Below are 17,594 nucleotides of genomic sequence, written 5' to 3' on the forward strand. Positions count from 1 at the left end.
TTCTCATCAAGTCCGCTCGACTTGCATGTATTAGGCACGCCGCCAGCGTTCGTCCTGAGCCAGGATCAAACTCTCCAAGAAAGTTTGTAGCTCATTTTGAAACTGACGAGATTAAAAATCTCATTTGTGCTCCACAGTTCGGGGACCGAACTGCTTTGCGTTTCGACTTCATTGCTGAAGTCTGTATCTCACTCGTTGTTCAGTTTTCAAAGATCAAATTCTTTCGTTTTCGAAGCCGCTCAGTTAGCTCAGCAGCAACTCTTATAATATATCATGTTCGGCGAAGTTTTGCAAGCTTTTTTTTGAAAATCTTTTTTTCAAAGTTTGAAGCTTGTTGGCTAGCGATGTTATCCGCTATTTCTTGGCCGGATTAATAATATACCACGGATTTTCAGAGTACGCAAGTTCTTTTTTGAATTCATTTATTAGGGTACAAAATTAGAATCCATGGTATCCGCTTTTACTTTTATAGCTGAAGCTGATCAAAAAATCGATCTCCACGATGCCTCCCCACCATAATGCCATCAAACTTAGCGCTTCTGTACGTGCCGAATCATACACGATCTCAATCATGAGCACCAGGTGAACCCCTCCAACTAAACAGGAAGCGACATGGCGGTACGAACCATCTCTCTAGCGTTTCGCATGTACCTTCCCTGTCTTGGGCTACCGCCTGCGGATTGTCCCTGCCCAGCCTTGATCTTGCGCTTGAAATTGATCGCTTCTATTCGCTGGACGATGACCTAGCCATCCACGCTATGCATCCAGAACTAGCGTATAGAACAAAAAAAGGAACAGTCGTGAGTAATCACGCTGTTCCTTTTTCTATAGTATGAAGAATATCCTCATTTACAATGATATGGCTATTCCTGCGTACGGTTTCTCATGTGTGGGAAGAGCAGTACGTCACGAATGGAAGGTGAGTTGGTCAACAGCATAACCAGACGGTCCACGCCGATACCCAATCCGCCTGTAGGCGGCATACCGTATTCAAGCGCGTTCAGGAAGTCCTCATCCATCTCATGCGCTTCGTCATTACCCTGCTCACGTTCTTTAATCTGCGCTTCGAAACGCTGACGCTGGTCAATCGGATCATTCAGCTCGCTGAATGCATTCGCATGCTCGCGTGCCACGATAAACAGCTCAAAGCGGTCCGTAAAGCGCGGGTCCTGTTCGTTCTTCTTCGCCAGCGGAGAGATCTCAACGGGATGCCCCGTGACGAAAGTTGGTTGAATTAGCGTTTCCTCTACAAACTCTTCGAAGAATGCGTTCAAGATATGGCCAAAGGTCATGTGTGGCTCCACTTTGACATGATGCTCTTTCGCAAGGCGGTGAGCCTCTGCATCCGTCATGTGTACGCCGAAATCAACGCCTTTCACTTCTTTAACGGCATCAACCATGGAGACACGGCGCCAACCTGTCGCGAGATTAACCTCTTGTCCTTGGTAATTCACAACCTGAGTACCCAGCACTTCCTGGGCGATATGAGCGATCATGCTTTCGGTCAGGTTCATAATATCCTGATAATCCGCATAGGCTTCATACAGCTCGATCATCGTGAACTCCGGATTGTGTCGCGTGGAAATCCCCTCGTTGCGGTATACACGTCCGATTTCGTAGACTTTTTCCAGTCCGCCGACGATCAGACGCTTCAAATGCAGCTCAATGGCAATACGCATGTAAAGCTGCATGTCGAGTGCATTGTGATGCGTAATAAACGGCTTTGCTGCCGCTCCGCCCGCAATAGCATGTAGCGTTGGCGTTTCCACTTCCAGATAACCTTGCGAGTCCAAATAACGGCGCATCGATTGGATAATACGGGAACGGGCAATAAAGGTTTGCTGCACTTCAGGGTTGATGATCAGATCAACATAACGCTGACGGTAACGGAGCTCTACATCCTTCAAACCATGGTATTTGTCCGGCAGCGGATAGAGCGACTTGGAAAGAACCTCGACTTCACTAGCTTTAATCGTGGTTTCTCCGGTTTTCGTCTTGAACATCATGCCATGAATGCCGACAATATCCCCGAGGTCAAGCAAACGGAATGCCTCAAAAGCCGCTTCAGGCACGGAATCCTGGCGCACATAAATCTGGATTTTACCACTGAGATCCTGAATATGAGCGAAAATAGCTTTACCCATGCCGCGTTTGGCCATAATTCTGCCCGCCACGCGCACTTCGGCATTTTGCTCGTCCAGCTCTTCCTTGGTCATTCCATCATATTTTGCAATCAGATCCCCTGCATGATGCGTTCTATTGTATTTTTTACCGAATGGATCAATCCCAAGACTGCGAAGCTCGTCCAATTTACCGCGGCGAATTTTCAGCATCTCGCTAAGTTCAATTTCTTGTTCGTGGTTGTTTACTTCTTCCGACATTTTAAATCGTCACTCCTTCTATCTCACTGCCTGTCCGCCAGAACGTATACAGGTGTCTATATAGAATGATCTACTGATCATACGAATCCCGCCATGCTCTCATGCCAGGATCAAATCAAATTGGGCTCAATCTATATATCTGAAAAAAAAGCTTCCTAAAGGAAGCTTTCTAACAATCCTAAAGCACGGATCTTACTTTTTGATATCAATAATTGTGTATTGAATGACACCTGCAGGAACGTTAACGTCCACCGTGGTGCCTTTTTGCTTGCCCAAAATGGCTTTGCCAACCGGGCTTTCGTTCGAAATTTTATTGTTAAGGGGATCGGATTCAGCCGTACCCACAATCGTGTATTCCATCGTATCGCCGAATTCCAGATCCTTTACGATGACCGTAGCACCAACACCCACAACATCCGTGTTGATCTCATCGTTGTTAATGATACGTGCATTGCGCAGCATTTTTTCCAGGGTAATGATACGTCCCTCAATGAAAGCCTGCTCGTTCTTAGCATCTTCGTATTCCGAGTTTTCACTGATATCCCCATAACCGATGGCTACTTTGATCCGTTCCGCAACCTCGCGCCGTTTGACTGATTTCAGGTTCTCGAGTTCGTCTTCCAGCTTTTTGAGTCCATCTTGTGTCAAAATGACTTCTTTATCGCTCATCTCAACCGATTCTCCTGTCATGTAAATAAATTTAAAACTACCGTAACGATTATAGAATGAACTACCACGTTAGCTTTAGATCAATCTATATTTATGCAAAGTTTGAAGGATCAGAACATCCCTCTGCTGTTTTAAGGATAAAGTCGAATTTATACTGAAAAATTATATGGTAAGCATTTCAAAATGTCAATCGCGCGCCCGGGGGCTGTAGATGGACATTATTGGAAGACGGCTTCGTGCTCCGTCTCAAGTGCTTCCCGATCCATCCGTTCGTTTATGCTGGCAACGAAATTTTCCAGAATTTTAACCATTTCGTCCCGCTTGGTTCCTTCCATGATTTCATCCTTAATACGGGCAGAGCCTCTAAGCCCCTTCAGATACCATGCCAAGTGCTTACGCATTTCGCGTACGGCGACCGCTTCCCCTCTCAAGGCAATAAGTCGGTCCATATGCAGGATAGCGATGCGAATCTTCTCTTCCGCTGGCGGATCAGGCAGGAGCTTCCCGGTTTTCAAATATTCAATCGTACGGTACAGCATCCACGGGTTGCCGAGTGCTCCGCGACCGATCATAACCCCATCGACACCGGTTTGGTCCAACATCCTGCGCGCATCCTCCGGGGTTACTACGTCCCCATTGCCGATGACAGGAATCGATACCGCCTCTTTAACTTGTTTTATGATATCCCAATCGGCATGTCCGGTATACAGCTGCTCGCGAGTACGGCCGTGCACACTTACCGCCTGACCTCCGGCGCGCTCGACAGCACGTGCATTCTCGATCGCATATATGTGATCGCTATCCCAGCCGGTCCGCATCTTAACCGTCACAGGCTTATCAACAGCATCCACGACAGCAGCGACCATCTCATAAATTTTATTCGAATCCAGCAGCCAGCGGGCGCCTGCATCAACTTTGGTGACTTTGGGTGCAGGGCAACCCATGTTGATGTCAATAATGTCGGCATTCGTTTGCGTATCGACGACTTTCGCAGCTTCCACGAGCGATGTGCGGTCCCCGCCAAAAATCTGCAGGCTTAGCGGCTTTTCCCGCTCATCGACAAAAAGCATCTCCCTGGTGCGCTGATTACCGTGAACGATGGCCTTGCCGCTAACCATTTCAGCACAGACGAGTCCGGTTCCGAATTCTTTCGCAATCAGACGGAAGGCCGGGTTGCAGACCCCCGCCATCGGAGCCAGAACGACCTGGTTCTTCATTTCAATCTCGCCAATCTTCAACACGTGATCTATTCGCTCCTTTGATTTCATTATCGTACTTATCGTACAGAATGAACCAAAGTCGCTTTAGCTTTAGTTCATTCCATATTCATCAACTGTCTATACCATCGCGGTTCTATTGGTTCGTGAGTTCATGGACTGTGATATCCAGAACCTCTGCAATTTTCGTCAACGTCTGTTCGTCAGCACGCCGGTTCCCTCGTTCAATAGCACCGAGGACTGCCAGCGAGATGCCACTTCCGGATGCAAGTTCCTGCTGTGTGAATCCCTTTAGCTTCCGGAAGGCGCGGATGCGCTGTGCCAGCTGCAAGTTTTCCAAAGCTGTAAACCTTCCTTTCCATCCAGTCTTTCCAGTGCTGCCAGCAAAATAATCCTCAAGCCTGAGGTCTCATCCTCAGGCACAATATCCTTTAGCGGAGCAAGAACAAACAGGCGCTCCTCCATGCGGGGATGTGGCAGAATCAATTCTTCCGTGTCTTCTCTTTTCCCCTCCATCCATATCAGATCCAAATCAACAGTCCTTGGACCCCAGCGGATATGGCGGACTCTGCCGAGCTCCTTCTCGATATGCTGCATGATATGCAGCAGTCCGTATGGATCAAGGCCGGTGCGGACCCGAACGGCCATATTCAGAAATAAAGGCTGGTCCACGTAACCCACGGGCTCGGTTTCATAGATATGGGAGCACTCAAGAACGGTAATGTCCGGGGATTCATCAAGACGCCGCAGCGCCTCCATCAGTGTATCCTCGCGGTCACCCAAATTAGCCCCTAAAGCAATATAAGCCTCTGATGACTCAGAGGTGGAATGTGCGTTCATGATGGGTTCTCACTTTCTTGTTCTGTGGAGCTCCACGGTGACGCCCTGAAAATGGATGTCAAAGGGAGGATGCGGTTTGGTCACTTTGACCGTCAATGCATCGATACTAGTATAAGTGTCCAGTACCAAGGATGCAATACGTTCGGCCAATGCTTCGATCAGGCGGAAAGACTCGGTTTCAACGACTTTTTTCACGACTTCATGAACTTCGGCATAATTTACCGTTTGAGTCAGATCATCATTTTCCCCCGCTGCACGCAAATCGAGCTCCAGCTCCAGATCAATATAAAAACGTTGGCCCAGCTTACGCTCCTCTTCAAAAACGCCGTGGTATCCGTAATATTCCATGCGATGCATCTTCATTTTATCCATTATCCGTCACCCTCCATATGATTCAGGGCTTTGTAAAGTTGCACTTCCCTGAGTAAGTATCCATCTAGTATTGGTTGATGCATACAGCATCGCGTCACACATGGTCACGGTCCGTTTAATCTGCTTCACATCATGCACGCGAACAATTTGACAGCCCTGCGCAATGCCGAATGCTACCGTGGCAGCCGTTCCCTCCACAATGTCATCTACCGGCAAATCCAGTACCGAACGGATGAATTTTTTGCGGGAAGTCGCGAGGAGTACCGGATACCCGATATCCACCAAACGATCGAGCTGTGTCATAATCTGCAAGTTTTCCGGTTCGTTTTTGGCAAAACCGACACCCGGGTCTAAAATAATCTGTTTCTCGGTAACGCCGGCCTTCAGCGCCAATTCGACGCTTTCTTGCAGATCCTGCACCACATCGGCTGTAAAATCTCCGTAATTCATATCTTTTCTGTTATGCATTAAAATAATCGGGCATCCCAGCTCTGCTGCTGCTTTCAGCATATCCGGATCTTTTTTGCCTCCCCAGATATCATTCATGATGTGGGCTCCAGCCTGGATCGCCTGGCGGGCAACCTCGGCTTTATAAGTATCAATAGAAACCGGAATATGCGGGGCAGCCCGACGTAGAGCCTCAATCACAGGAATGACGCGCCGCAGCTCCTCTTCAGCAGAGATGGGTTCATAACCCGGCCGAGTGGATTCTCCTCCGATATCAATGAGATTCGCCCCTTCTTCAACCATTTGTAGCGCGTGACGAACCGCTAGGTCAGGATCGACATACCGTCCTCCATCGGAAAAGGAATCAGGCGTCACATTCAATATGCCCATGATTTGGGTCGATTTCCCAAGTTCGAGCACGGCTTTCCCCATGTTGTACGTCCGTTCATAGATTGTTGTTTTCATCATAACCTCCCGTTTGCTGCCGGTACAGCCGAAGCAGCTTGTCTGTTACCGGACCGATGCGTCCGCCGCTAATGACCGTAATGTCACCTGACCCGTCAATCAGTGTCGTAACGGGCACCAGCTCCTGAATGGAGGTGGTCAGCCATATTTCATCCGCCTGCTTTAGGTCTTCCCAGGTATAGAAGCCCTCCGTGCAGACGATTCCTTCCGCAGACGCCAGCTCCATGACCAAACCGCGCGTGATGCCGGGCAGTAGGCCGCAGGCCATATCCGGCGTATATAGTTGATTATTTTTCACGAAGAAAAGATTGCTTACGATTCCTTCCGACAGATAGCCGTCCGAATTCAGCATCATCCCTTCGGCATGAAGACGCACAGCTTCGGCATAGGAGGAAAGCTCTCTTTTCGCCAAAATATTATTCATATAATGAAGCGACTTCAGCCTTACGGGCCCTTCTGGCGAATTGCGACGCGTAGAGAGAAGCTGCAGCGCCTTGCCATGGCTATACAGCTGACCCGGGGATTCCGGAAGCGGCTTGGCCATCAGCACTTGATTCGGACGGCTGTAAGCTCCCGCAGGTAGACCCAGTACATCTTCACCCGCGCTGACGGTAAAACGGATATAAGCGTCCACCAGCCCATTTGCTTTCATCAAGTCACCGATCAATTGCCGCATCTCTTCTTGATTGGGCAGGGTATCCGTATCAATTCCCAGCAGTCTGCAGCCCGCTGCCATCCGGTTTAGATGCCTATCCAGTAGAAATGGGCTGCCCCTGTAGGTGCGAAGGGTTTCAAACAATCCCATGCCGTATAAAAAGCCGTGATCCATAACGGAAACCACGGCATCTGCAGCATCAATACATTGACCGTTCAGGAGAATCCATTTCATGCGTTCGATACTGCCGTACGCTTCAGGAAATTGCGCAGCATCTGATGTCCGTGATCGGTAATAATCGACTCGGGATGGAACTGCACGCCCTCCACGGGGTATTCCTTGTGGCGCAGTCCCATAATTTCGCCCTCTTCCGTCTCTGCCGTAATTTCCAAGCAATCAGGCAGCGAACTGCGTTCCACCAGCAGCGAATGATATCGCGTCGCGGTGAATGGGGATGGCAATCCCTCAAACACGGAAGTACCATGGTGCAAGATCGGTGAGGTCTTGCCATGCATCAAGCGCTCAGCTCGTACTACCTCACCGCCAAACGCCTGTCCTATCGCCTGATGTCCGAGGCAAACGCCGAAGATCGGGATTTTCCCCTTAAAATGCTCAATGGTCGCAAGACTGATTCCCGCTTCATTCGGAGTGCAAGGGCCCGGAGAGATCAGAATGTGATCGGGAGCAAGCTCCTCAATGCCTTGAATGTCAATCTCGTCATTGCGGAATACCTTGACTTCCTCCCCCAGTTCTCCGAGATATTGAACCAAGTTATACGTAAAAGAATCATAATTATCAATCACCAGTATCATACTCTCATCTCCTTTTCCCGCCGGATCATGCCGGCAGCCGCTTCTTCTTCACTCAAAAGGACTGCCTTGACGACGGCCTTGGCCTTATTATGGCACTCGCGATACTCACGATACGGCTCGGAATCAATAACGACTCCCGCTCCGGTCTGAATCATACCGATCCCTTCTGAAACGACCAGTGTTCTTATGATAATATTTAATTCCAAATTTCCGTTATAGTCAATCCAGCCCAAGGAGCCTGTATAAGGTCCCCGCCTTACCGGTTCGAGCTCCTCAATAATCTCCATCGTGCGTACCTTCGGAGCTCCCGTAATCGTACCGCCGGGGAAGAGAGCTGCAATGACATCAAATGCCCCCTTGTCCTTCGCCAAACGCCCCTCCACCTGAGATACCAGATGCATCACATGCGAGTATTGCTCGACAGTCATCAGTTCCGGTACGTTTACCGTACCATAGGCCGCAACTTTACCGATGTCATTGCGCTCCAGATCAACGAGCATGACATGCTCCGCACGTTCCTTCTCGCTGCCGCGAAGTTCCTCCGCCATCGCCATATCCTCTTCCACCGTATGTCCGCGGCGGCGGGTACCGGCAATCGGGCGGGCGCTGATCAGCTCCCCCTGCCGTTTGACCAGAAGCTCGGGAGAGGCGCTCACGAGACTAAATCCCGGTGATCGAAGCATTCCCATATACGGTGACGGGTTCAAAATCCTGAGCCACTCGTAGATCCGCTCCGGCTCCGAATACAGCTCCTTTTCCTGTCTGAGCGACAAGTTGACCTGGAACACATCGCCTTGCCGGATATAATTCTGAATTCGTTCCACCGCCTGCTCGAAGGCCTGTTGCGAAAAGGCGCTCTTCATCCCCGGCCATTGTCCTTTATCATGCTGCACTTCTGCATCCATCATGTACTTTTGCCGTAAGTGCCGCTCCTCCTGGTGCTCCGCTTGCATCTGTTCCGTAAATTGGCGCCAGCGTGTAAGCATCCGGAGAGCCTGACTCTGTGCCTTTTCCAGCAGTAGTTCCAAGGCAATTACGCCCGCGTCCGCCGGCACTGGCATGTGGACGGCACAGCTCAGCTTATGATCGATATGGTCGTAGATCCACACTTCTTCAAATCGCATCCATAGATAATCGGGCACCTCCGGATTATCCGCCGCGCTTACCGGCAAGGATTCGAGGAAACGAACGACGTCATATCCTATATATCCAACACAGCCGCCGAGAAAAGGAGGCAGTTCTGCGGAAAGTTCCGCCAAATCCTGTGGTAAGGGCGCCCGATACGGCTCCATCCATTGCTTGATGACCTCCAGCGGTGCACCGGTTGTATTTTCAGTGCTCCCGTACACCAAATCATGAATCTCCGCCTGCCCGCCCTTACCTCTTAGAACCGACACAGGCTCAAGTCCCAAATAGGAATACCGTCCGTCTTTGCCGCTCTCGAGGACAAAGGAATAAGGAGAGGCTTGCTCCCAGGCCTGAGACCACGATGCAGGCAGACCCGTAAACTCCTTGCCCACTTCTGCTTCAAGTACGTAGGGCAGTGTGGAAAAGCCCTGTTCAACCCACCTCTTCCAATGTTCAAGCGTCATCATGCTGTCCCCTTTCACATCCTCATCCCCTTTGCCGCAAGAGCTTTCTATTGGTTGTCAGTATACTTTGCCCGCCGCCCATTTGAAAAGACCTTTCATGAAGGTTTTTTACTAATCAATCAAAAAAAACCTGCTACTGTATGAACAGCAGCAGGGGCGAGAATCGATTTTCCATTATTTTATCCTTCAAAATTGTACAGCGGAGTACTCAGGTAACGTTCACCGTTACTTGGGATGACAACAACAACGCGTTTGCCCTTTCCAAGCTCCTTGGCGACTTTCAGTGCGGCAAATACCGCAGCGCCGGAGGAGATGCCCGCAAGAACGCCTTCTTCTTTCGCAACGCGGCGCGCTGTTTCAAAGGCTTCATCATTTTCCACATGAATGATTTCGTCGTAGATTTCACGATTCAGAATATCTGGAATAAAGTTGGCGCCAAGACCCTGAATTTTATGAGGGCCTGGTTTGCCGCCAGACAGAATCGGAGAGGCCGCAGGCTCTACCGCAACGATTTTGACATCCGGGAAGCTCTTCTTCAGTACTTCACCCGCACCGGAAATCGTACCGCCTGTACCGATACCGGCTACAAAAGCATCCAGCGTCCCGCCAATGGATTCAATGGCCTCCACGATTTCAGGACCTGTCGTTTCGCGATGGATTTTCACGTTCGCAGGATTCTTGAACTGCTCGGCCATAAAGTAACCCGGATTTTCGCTTACGATTTCCTCTGCTTTTTTAACCGCGCCGTTCATGCCTTCCGCTCCTGGTGTCAGCACCAGTTCCGCACCATAGGCACGAAGCAAATTGCGACGCTCCAAGCTCATGGTTTCCGGCATAACGATAACTGATTTATATCCTTTCGCTGCAGCAACCATTGCCAGGCCGATGCCTGTATTGCCGCTCGTTGCTTCGACGATGGTACCGCCCGGTTTCAACGTGCCGTCCTTCTCTGCTTCTTCAACGATGCTGATCGCGATCCGGTCTTTCACACTGGAGCCGGGATTTTGATACTCCAATTTGAGATAGATTTCTGCGCTGTCATCCGAAACCAGACGATTCAAGCGAACGAGCGGAGTACTACCGATGAGTTCAGTAACATTATTAACGACTTTAGCCATAGAATAAATCCTCCCTTTTTAGCTGCAAAAATGATGTTTCAGGATTCTGCAAAAGCTTTGCTGGATCTATACAAATTCAGATGATGCATCTGGCTGTTGAACTATTTTATATCCGAGTAATTAAGTAGGTATTTAGTACCTTTATCTTAACAACCTTCCATACGAATGTCAATATGAACCACTCATCACACGGGCTTATTCCATAGGTATTCGGCAAAAAAACAAACCTTGCTTTATGGATGAATATCCAATCGGCAAAGGTTCGAAAAACATTTTTATTAGGCACCCTGTTTAGGGGTTGCTTTCGTGATCAGTTTGGCTCCGTACTTGTCTCTCAATTCAGCTTCCAGTTGTGTTAGTGGGACGGCTTCATTCAAGGAAAGCTGCTTGCGCACACTAGCGCGTATTTCCGCATTGCTCAACGGTTCCGTCTTCACTATATTCAGGATCCGCATGACTGCGTATCCTTCGTCTCCCAGTTGAATTGGGCCGGCTATATCTCCTGCTTCCAGATCCTCAGCCGCCCGCAGCAGCTCTTCCGGGATAAAAGGATCATCTTCCTCGATCACCCCAAGCCTTCCGCCCTGCATACGCGTATACTCGTCAAGGGAAAGCTCTTCGGCCAGCTTGCCGAAATCCTCCCCCTGCTCAAGGCGGTCAAGGGTCCGATTGGCTTCCTTGCGACCTTTAAGTTTAATCCAGGCCAGCTCGTATTGTTTTTTAGGCTCATACTCTTCTTGATGCTGTTCTAAATAATGATCCACAGCGTCATCGCTGATACGAATATCAACGGTTGCAATTTTCTCAAGAGTCAGCTGATAAGCTGCCTCCGCCCGGACATCACCGGGACCCAGTCCCAACTGTGCAGACATCGCCTGATAATAGGCGTTCTCCGATTCGTATCCTGCCGCTTCCGCCTTGACTCTTTCCGCGATCTCCTCAGGTGTAACCTGGATCTGAAGTGCCTTTGCCTCGGCTTCAACCGCTCTCTGATTCAGCATCTGCAGAAGCACCTCATGTCCGCGTGCCCGCTTCAGCTCCTTGATCCACTGATCTTCCGTAATGATGTGGCCGTCAAAAGAAGCTACGGCGTCAAGTCCGCTTTGATCCTCTTCCGACTCACTGACGTTTTCCGCTGGCTTTAAGCCACGAATGACGATCAAGCTTCCCATAAACAACACACCCGCTGCCAAAATGATGACTGCGGCCCAAAGCGCCTTTTCTTGTCTGGTCATCATCATCTTGTACGCGCCCTAATGAATTGCTTTTTCTAGAATTTGCTGTAGCTCATCTTTTTGGAACGTATATGCTTCATTGCAAAAATGGCATACCACTTCCGCTTTGCCATCTTCTTCAATCAACTGCTCCAGCTCGTCTTTGCCCAAGCTGACCAGTGTTTGTTCCACGCGTTCGCGTGAGCATTTGCATTTAAAATGAATGTCCATCTGATCGAGAATCTCTACATCCGGCAGCAGCCAGCGCAGCATCTCATCCAGCTCCAACCCTTGATCCAGGAGTGACGTTACCGGCGGCATCGCGCCAACAGCCTGCTCAATGACAGTAATCTCTTCATCAGTGAGTCCCGGCAGTAGTTGAACGATGAAGCCCCCAGCCACGATAACCGAATGGTCAGGAGCCACGAGTACCCCAAGTCCTACGGCAGATGGCGTCTGCTCTGAAACGGCAAAGTAGTACGTGAAGTCCTCGCCAAGCTCTCCGGAAATAATCGGTACGCTGCCACGGTACGGCTCTTTTAAGCCCAAGTCCTTAATGACATTCAGATAACCCTCACGGCCCACGGCTCCGGCTACATCCAGCTTGCCCATGCTGTTGCTCGGCAGATGGACATGCGGCTTGTTCACATAGCCTCTCACTTCACCGTTGGCATCGGCATCAACGACGATTTGACCAGTAGGTCCATTGCCTTGTACCTGAATGGTCAGTCTCTCCTCGCCTTTGAGCATCGCACCCATCATCGCAGCCGCCGTTAACGTCCGCCCCAATGCAGCAGTGGCCACAGGCCAAGTGTCATGTCTTTGGCGAAGCTCTTCCACGAGTGCGGTTGTTCTCACTGCAAAGGCCCGGATGCGCCCGCCCATTGCGGTGCCTCGAATGAGGCGATCTTGTTTATGTTCCATGTCGTATCCAGCCTCCTTGCTCTCTATTTAACCGAATGCGGCTGCCATTAACTGTTCTTAGCCGCTCTTCGTCGTATTCTTTCCAAATATTCAAAAATCCAAAGGAAACATCTTTTTTACATAAATTGAACTAAAGGATGAATAATCCATCTCGTTGATACCAACCTGGAATTCAGAAGATGAGAGAAACAACTTTAGATCATTTTATATCGTTGTATCATTCGACGCACAAACCACGTTCTCACTTCAAGGATCAGCTGTTGCGCTCATAAATAATTCGCAGCCCTTCAAGCGTTAATAACGGATTCACTTCATCAATAGCTTCCGATTCGCCCGCAATGAGTTCCGCCAGACCGCCGGTGGCAACGACCTTTACTAAAGGGGCTCCCATCTCCTGCTTCATCCGCTTTACAATGCCATCCACCTGCCCGGCATAGCCGAAGATGATTCCCGCCTGCATCGCATGAACGGTATTACGTCCAATGACCTTTTTGGGTTTTTCCAGCTCGATGCGCGGAAGCTTCGACGCTCGCTGAACCAAAGCTTCTGTCGCGATGCCGATCCCCGGAACGATAGCTCCTCCGAGATAGGCTCCCTTTTCATCAATGCAGTCGAATGTGGTTGCCGTTCCAAAATCAACGACCACAAGCGGTCCTTTATATAGATCTACCGCTGCTACAGCATTCACAATACGATCCGCTCCCACCTCACGCGGATTTTCGTTGCGGAGATTCAGCCCTGTTTTAATGCCCGGTCCGACCATCAGCGGATGTTTGTGAATATACTTACGGCACATTTCCTCAATGACATGCACCATTGGCGGAACGACGGAGGACATGATGACCCCACGGATATCCGCAACGTTTATCCCTGACATGTGGAACAAATTATGAAACGAAACACCATATTCATCAGCAGTGGACTGACGTACCGTGCTTAACCGGAAATGATGAAGAAGCTCCCGCCCCTTATAAATGCCTAGCACGATGTTGGTATTCCCGATATCAATAACGAGGATCACGAGGATGATCCCTCCTTTACTTTACAGCATTGAGGTCCAGACTAATATCGAGGCTCTCAAAGGAATAGGTTAACCGCCCTACGGATATCACGTCAACCCCGCACTCGGCAATTTCTTTGACCGTCTTCAACGAAACATTGCCCGAAGCCTCCACACGAACATGGGGAGCCTTGGTTTTGATCCGTCTGACGGCTTCTGTCATCATCGGCTTATCCATATTATCCAGCATAATGATGTCCGCTCCGGCATCCAGTGCTTCTTCCACCTGCTGCAGCGATTCCGTTTCAACTTCGATCGTCATGGTGTGCGGAATATGGGCTCGTGCGCGTTCCACGGCTCTGCGGATTCCACCTGCCCCCTTGATATGGTTGTCCTTAATCATGACGGCATCATACAGCCCGAAGCGATGATTAGATCCGCCGCCGATGCGGACAGCATATTTCTCCAGCATCCGGTGCCCTGGCGTCGTTTTGCGCGTGTCCACGAGCCTTGTTGGCAATCCTTCCAGCGCATCCACGAACATGCGGGTTCGGGTAGCAATGCCCGAAAGTCGCTGCAGGAGGTTCAGAGCGATGCGCTCTCCCGTTAAAATATGATGTGTGCTGCCTTCCACGATGGCCAGCACGGTGCCTTTGGCCACATGCTCTCCGTCCTTGACTTGAGCCGTGAACGAAAGGGTAGGGTCAACGACCTGAAATACAAGCTCTGCCACTGGAATACCTGCCACGATGCCAGCTTCCTTGGCGTGAATAATTCCCTTCGATTCATGGCCTGCGGGAATGGTCGTCATGGTCGTGATATCCCCAGAGCCCACATCCTCCTTCAGCCATAGTCGAATGGATTCCACCAGTCCCTCGTTATACCCGTTAAACATCATCGCTGAATTCCTCCATGATTTCATCTTGACGATGCTGAAGCAAATGCTTGCGCCACATCGCGTCGTCTTTCTGAGGATAATCCTCCCGGTAATGCGCGCCGCGGCTCTCCTGGCGTTCCAGTGCGGCACGATTGACCAGCAAACAGCTGATCAGCATGTTCGCGAATTCAAACTCCTCCTTACGGGTGAGCTCTGCATGTAATATCGGCAGCTGACGCTTTAGCTCGTCCAGCCCTTTATGAAGCAATGTCTCATTGCGTCGCAGTCCAGCATATCTGACCATGACTTTCTGCAGTTTAAGTCTGCGTTCTATCATTGCCTGCTTGGGAGCGCTTGTCCGTTCCCCGTCCTTATGAGAAATACTTGCTGATCCGTGCAAAGGTTCAAGATCTCTGATCCGGTTCACAATCCTTTTGCCGAAAACGATGGCCTCTGACAGCGAATTGCTCGCCAGACGGTTAGCGCCATGCACCCCGGTCGAGGAAACTTCACCGCAGGCAAACAAACGCGAAACACTGCTCTCCCCATTCAGATCCGTTTTGACTCCACCCATCATATAATGCGCAGCCGGGGCTACGGGAATCCAGTCGGCAGCCAAATCCAGCCCATAATTCATGCAAGTCTCGTAAATGGTTGGAAAACGGTGCTTGATCATGTCCTCCGGTTCATGCGTGATGTCCAGATAGACAAACGTGGATTTCGTCTCCTCCATCTCGCTGATGATGGCTCTTGCCACGATATCACGCGGCGCCAGCTCAAGCAGTTCATGGTATTTTTCCATAAAACGTTCACCTTTAATATTTCGGAGCACCGCCCCTTCACCCCGAACAGCCTCCGAGATCAGAAAGCGCGGAGCTCCAGGGTAACAAAGTGCGGTCGGATGGAATTGGATGAATTCCATATCACGAATTTGCGCACCGGCCCGATAGGCTATGGCAATGCCGTCTGCGGTCGCAACATCAGGGTTGGTCGTATATCGGTACAGCTGCCCGGCTCCTCCCGTACACAGAATCGTAGCGGCTGCCTTTATATACAATCTCTCCCCATCCGGACACTGAACCAGAACGCCAATGCATTCGTTTTGAGAGGTGAGCACATCAATCACAAAATGATGCTCCCAAACCTCCACACGCTCATGCACCAGAACCTGCGCAGCGAGTGCTCTCACAATCTCGAATCCGGTAGCATCCCCGTTCGCATGCAAAATTCGGCGACGGCTGTGAGCTCCTTCCTGGGTTAATGCAAGCTCTCCGTTCTCCACATCGAAGGATGTGCCCAAACGAATCAATTCTTGGACGCCTTCCGGTCCTTCGTTCACAAGTACATCGACAGCGGCGGATGAGCATAAACCAGCTCCGGCCATAAGCGTATCCTCACGATGGTACGCAGGTGAGTCATCCTCCGAAGTAACCGCGGCGATCCCCCCCTGAGCATAGCGAGTATTGCTTTCCAGAAGAGCGTTTTTGGTAATCATGATAACTTTACGGTCCTTGCCGGCCTCAATGGCCGTATATAATCCCGCAATCCCCGAACCAATCACGATGACATCGGTTTCCACACAGCGCAGGGTTTGCAAGTCAAAGTCAACCAAATACTGAGGAACCATGGGTCCATTCACCTGTCTTAAGAGAAAGAGTAGCGCATGCAAGCGCGATCAAAAAATGGCTCTAATTAGAAAGTGCCCTCTGTTACACTATATAGGGCACCTAATTGATCTATTATTTTTTGATCGCGCCCTACTATACCTGTAACATGCGCTCTAAGGAAATTCGGGCTTGATCTGCGACAACCGGCGGCACATAAATCTGCGGCTTCATCGTCTCTAGACACTTCACCAATTTTTTGAGATTGTTAACCTTCATGTTCGGACAAACCAGGAACTTGGTAGCAAAATGGAACGTTTTCTCCGGGCTGTCAAGACGAAGCTGGTATCCCGTTCCATCCTCGGTCCCCACAATAAACTCCTGACAGTCGGATTTCTTGCAATAATCGATAATAGCAGTGGTGCTGCCGACAAAGTCACCCATCGCTACAACCTCTGGACGGCATTCCGGATGGACCACGAACTGGGCATTTGGATGCTTGGCTCTCATCTCAACCACATCCTTAACCGTCAACATGTCATGGGTATTGCAATACCCTTCCCAGATGATCATTTTCTTGTCGGTATGTTGTTGTACATAATGTCCGAGGTTTTTATCCGGTACCCAGATGATCTCGTCACAGTCTAGCGATTGGATGACTTTGACGGCATTGGCTGATGTACAGCAAATATCCGTTTCCGCTTTCACATCTGCGGATGAGTTGATATATGTAACAACCTTGGCATTCGGATGCTGAGCTTTCAGCTTGCGAAGACCGTCAACGTTCACCATATCCGCCATTGGACAACCCGCGCGTTCATCCGGAATCAGGACCGTCTTGTTTGGAGCCAAAATCTTCGCGCTCTCTCCCATGAAATGAACACCGCAGAATACGATTGTATCCGCATCTGTTTGCGCCGCTTTTTGGGCAAGTAAAAAGGAATCGCCGCGAAAATCGGCAACCTCTTGAATTTCGTCCCTTTGATAATAATGAGCAAGAATAATAGCATTTCTTTCTTTCTTCAGCTGCATCAGTCTCTCGGTTAATTCCCGTTTTTGTTCCTCTTTATGCTGCAGCGCAAGAGCTTCCACCAGCGACCCACTCCTTTTATGAAATCATAATTGATTGATGAATTTGTGAAATTTCTCTCAAAGTTAGGTGTCCAAGCTTCGAGGGCTTTTCAGTTACCAACTAATGTACACAAGGTTTCCCGGGCTGTCAATTGGCCTCATACTCACTAAAAAGAGGGCTTAGGATGCAAAAAATCCCTTTGTAACGCCGCTTTCATTGCATTCTGCCATCATTAAAATCTCATGCCAAACTAAAAATAAAAATTTGAAATAGTCAGGTGAAGACAACAAAAAGCCCGGAAGACGATTGCCGTCGTCTTCCGGGCTGATTCATGA

The 17,594-nt window shown here is 49.8% G+C and carries 18 protein-coding genes and 1 rRNA gene; all 19 read right to left on the bottom strand.

What is annotated here, in order from left to right; translation table 11 throughout:
* Positions 1–81: ribosomal RNA gene (locus tag GRF59_RS28650) — 16S ribosomal RNA — on the bottom strand; the annotation flags it as partial.
* A 357-nt stretch (positions 82–438) separates the two neighbouring features.
* Positions 439–579 (bottom strand): hypothetical protein, encoded by a 141-nt coding sequence (locus GRF59_RS28655; protein WP_160501116.1) that lies wholly within the window; start codon positions 577–579, stop codon positions 439–441.
* Between the two features lie 284 nt (positions 580–863).
* Positions 864–2,381, bottom strand: a complete 1,518-nt coding sequence (gene lysS / locus GRF59_RS28660) for a lysine--tRNA ligase (protein ID WP_160501117.1) — start codon at positions 2,379–2,381, stop codon at positions 864–866.
* Positions 2,382–2,573: 192 nt separating this feature from the next.
* Positions 2,574–3,050: a transcription elongation factor GreA gene (gene greA, locus GRF59_RS28665; RefSeq protein WP_160501118.1), complete on the bottom strand. Its 477-nt coding sequence runs from the start codon at positions 3,048–3,050 to the stop codon at positions 2,574–2,576.
* Positions 3,051–3,268: 218 nt separating this feature from the next.
* On the bottom strand, positions 3,269–4,291 hold the full coding sequence (gene dusB / locus GRF59_RS28670) for a tRNA dihydrouridine synthase DusB (RefSeq protein WP_160501119.1): 1,023 nt from the start codon (positions 4,289–4,291) through the stop codon (positions 3,269–3,271).
* Positions 4,292–4,403: 112 nt separating this feature from the next.
* Positions 4,404–4,607, bottom strand: coding sequence for a helix-turn-helix domain-containing protein (locus GRF59_RS28675; RefSeq protein WP_160501120.1), 204 nt, complete (start codon positions 4,605–4,607; stop codon positions 4,404–4,406).
* Entirely contained in the window at positions 4,559–5,107 is a 549-nt protein-coding gene (gene folK, locus GRF59_RS28680) for a 2-amino-4-hydroxy-6-hydroxymethyldihydropteridine diphosphokinase (RefSeq protein WP_160501121.1), read from the bottom strand. The genes GRF59_RS28675 and folK overlap by 49 nt, the downstream gene beginning before the upstream one ends.
* Before the next feature lie 9 nt (positions 5,108–5,116).
* The gene (gene folB, locus GRF59_RS28685; RefSeq protein WP_160501122.1) at positions 5,117–5,479 is read right to left on the bottom strand and encodes a dihydroneopterin aldolase; all 363 of its coding nucleotides are present in this window, start codon (positions 5,477–5,479) and stop codon (positions 5,117–5,119) included.
* A gap of 6 nt (positions 5,480–5,485) precedes the next feature.
* Positions 5,486–6,394, bottom strand: coding sequence for a dihydropteroate synthase (folP, locus tag GRF59_RS28690; protein WP_160501123.1), 909 nt, complete (start codon positions 6,392–6,394; stop codon positions 5,486–5,488).
* A complete protein-coding gene (locus tag GRF59_RS28695) occupies positions 6,372–7,280 on the bottom strand; it encodes an aminotransferase class IV (protein ID WP_160501124.1) in 909 nt (302 codons plus the stop codon). Before GRF59_RS28695 ends, folP begins: the two co-directional genes overlap by 23 nt.
* Positions 7,277–7,858, bottom strand: coding sequence for an aminodeoxychorismate/anthranilate synthase component II (pabA, locus tag GRF59_RS28700; RefSeq protein WP_160501125.1), 582 nt, complete (start codon positions 7,856–7,858; stop codon positions 7,277–7,279). Before pabA ends, GRF59_RS28695 begins: the two co-directional genes overlap by 4 nt.
* Positions 7,855–9,453 carry an anthranilate synthase component I family protein gene (locus tag GRF59_RS28705; RefSeq protein WP_237392109.1) on the bottom strand — a complete coding sequence of 533 codons (1,599 nt, stop codon included), beginning with the start codon at positions 9,451–9,453 and terminating at the stop codon, positions 7,855–7,857. Before GRF59_RS28705 ends, pabA begins: the two co-directional genes overlap by 4 nt.
* Before the next feature lie 176 nt (positions 9,454–9,629).
* Positions 9,630–10,568: a cysteine synthase A gene (cysK, locus tag GRF59_RS28710; protein ID WP_160501127.1), complete on the bottom strand. Its 939-nt coding sequence runs from the start codon at positions 10,566–10,568 to the stop codon at positions 9,630–9,632.
* A 278-nt stretch (positions 10,569–10,846) separates the two neighbouring features.
* A complete protein-coding gene (locus GRF59_RS28715; protein ID WP_237392110.1) occupies positions 10,847–11,809 on the bottom strand; it encodes a peptidyl-prolyl cis-trans isomerase in 963 nt (320 codons plus the stop codon).
* Positions 11,810–11,821: 12 nt separating this feature from the next.
* Positions 11,822–12,706 carry an Hsp33 family molecular chaperone HslO gene (gene hslO, locus GRF59_RS28720; RefSeq protein ID WP_160501129.1) on the bottom strand — a complete coding sequence of 295 codons (885 nt, stop codon included), beginning with the start codon at positions 12,704–12,706 and terminating at the stop codon, positions 11,822–11,824.
* 253 nt (positions 12,707–12,959) lie between these two features.
* Positions 12,960–13,727 carry a type III pantothenate kinase gene (locus GRF59_RS28725; RefSeq protein ID WP_160501130.1) on the bottom strand — a complete coding sequence of 256 codons (768 nt, stop codon included), beginning with the start codon at positions 13,725–13,727 and terminating at the stop codon, positions 12,960–12,962.
* 16 nt (positions 13,728–13,743) lie between these two features.
* Positions 13,744–14,604, bottom strand: coding sequence for a carboxylating nicotinate-nucleotide diphosphorylase (nadC, locus tag GRF59_RS28730; protein ID WP_160501131.1), 861 nt, complete (start codon positions 14,602–14,604; stop codon positions 13,744–13,746).
* The gene (gene nadB, locus GRF59_RS28735; RefSeq protein WP_160501132.1) at positions 14,594–16,210 is read right to left on the bottom strand and encodes an L-aspartate oxidase; all 1,617 of its coding nucleotides are present in this window, start codon (positions 16,208–16,210) and stop codon (positions 14,594–14,596) included. Before nadB ends, nadC begins: the two co-directional genes overlap by 11 nt.
* 133 nt (positions 16,211–16,343) lie before the next feature.
* Entirely contained in the window at positions 16,344–17,279 is a 936-nt protein-coding gene (gene nadA / locus GRF59_RS28740) for a quinolinate synthase NadA (protein ID WP_160501133.1), read from the bottom strand.
* Positions 17,280–17,594 lie beyond the last annotated feature (315 nt).

It is taken from the genome of Paenibacillus dendrobii, from assembly GCF_009807035.1.
Classification (GTDB): Bacteria; Bacillota; Bacilli; order Paenibacillales; family Paenibacillaceae; genus Paenibacillus_AQ; species Paenibacillus_AQ dendrobii.

Excerpts from the sequence above, each read along its gene's own strand:
- lysS (WP_160501117.1), bottom strand. The coding sequence starts at position 2,381 with ATGTCGGAAGAAGTAAACAACCACGAACAAGAAATTGAACTTAGCGAG.
- greA (WP_160501118.1), bottom strand. The coding sequence starts at position 3,050 with ATGAGCGATAAAGAAGTCATTTTGACACAAGATGGACTCAAAAAGCTG.
- folK (WP_160501121.1), bottom strand. The coding sequence starts at position 5,107 with ATGAACGCACATTCCACCTCTGAGTCATCAGAGGCTTATATTGCTTTA.
- folB (WP_160501122.1), bottom strand. The coding sequence starts at position 5,479 with ATGGATAAAATGAAGATGCATCGCATGGAATATTACGGATACCACGGC.
- folP (WP_160501123.1), bottom strand. The coding sequence starts at position 6,394 with ATGATGAAAACAACAATCTATGAACGGACGTACAACATGGGGAAAGCC.
- GRF59_RS28695 (WP_160501124.1), bottom strand. The coding sequence starts at position 7,280 with ATGAAATGGATTCTCCTGAACGGTCAATGTATTGATGCTGCAGATGCC.
- pabA (WP_160501125.1), bottom strand. The coding sequence starts at position 7,858 with ATGATACTGGTGATTGATAATTATGATTCTTTTACGTATAACTTGGTT.
- GRF59_RS28705 (WP_237392109.1), bottom strand. The coding sequence starts at position 9,453 with ATGATGACGCTTGAACATTGGAAGAGGTGGGTTGAACAGGGCTTTTCC.
- cysK (WP_160501127.1), bottom strand. The coding sequence starts at position 10,568 with ATGGCTAAAGTCGTTAATAATGTTACTGAACTCATCGGTAGTACTCCG.
- GRF59_RS28715 (WP_237392110.1), bottom strand. The coding sequence starts at position 11,809 with ATGATGATGACCAGACAAGAAAAGGCGCTTTGGGCCGCAGTCATCATT.
- hslO (WP_160501129.1), bottom strand. The coding sequence starts at position 12,706 with ATGGAACATAAACAAGATCGCCTCATTCGAGGCACCGCAATGGGCGGG.
- nadC (WP_160501131.1), bottom strand. The coding sequence starts at position 14,604 with ATGATGTTTAACGGGTATAACGAGGGACTGGTGGAATCCATTCGACTA.
- nadB (WP_160501132.1), bottom strand. The coding sequence starts at position 16,210 with ATGGTTCCTCAGTATTTGGTTGACTTTGACTTGCAAACCCTGCGCTGT.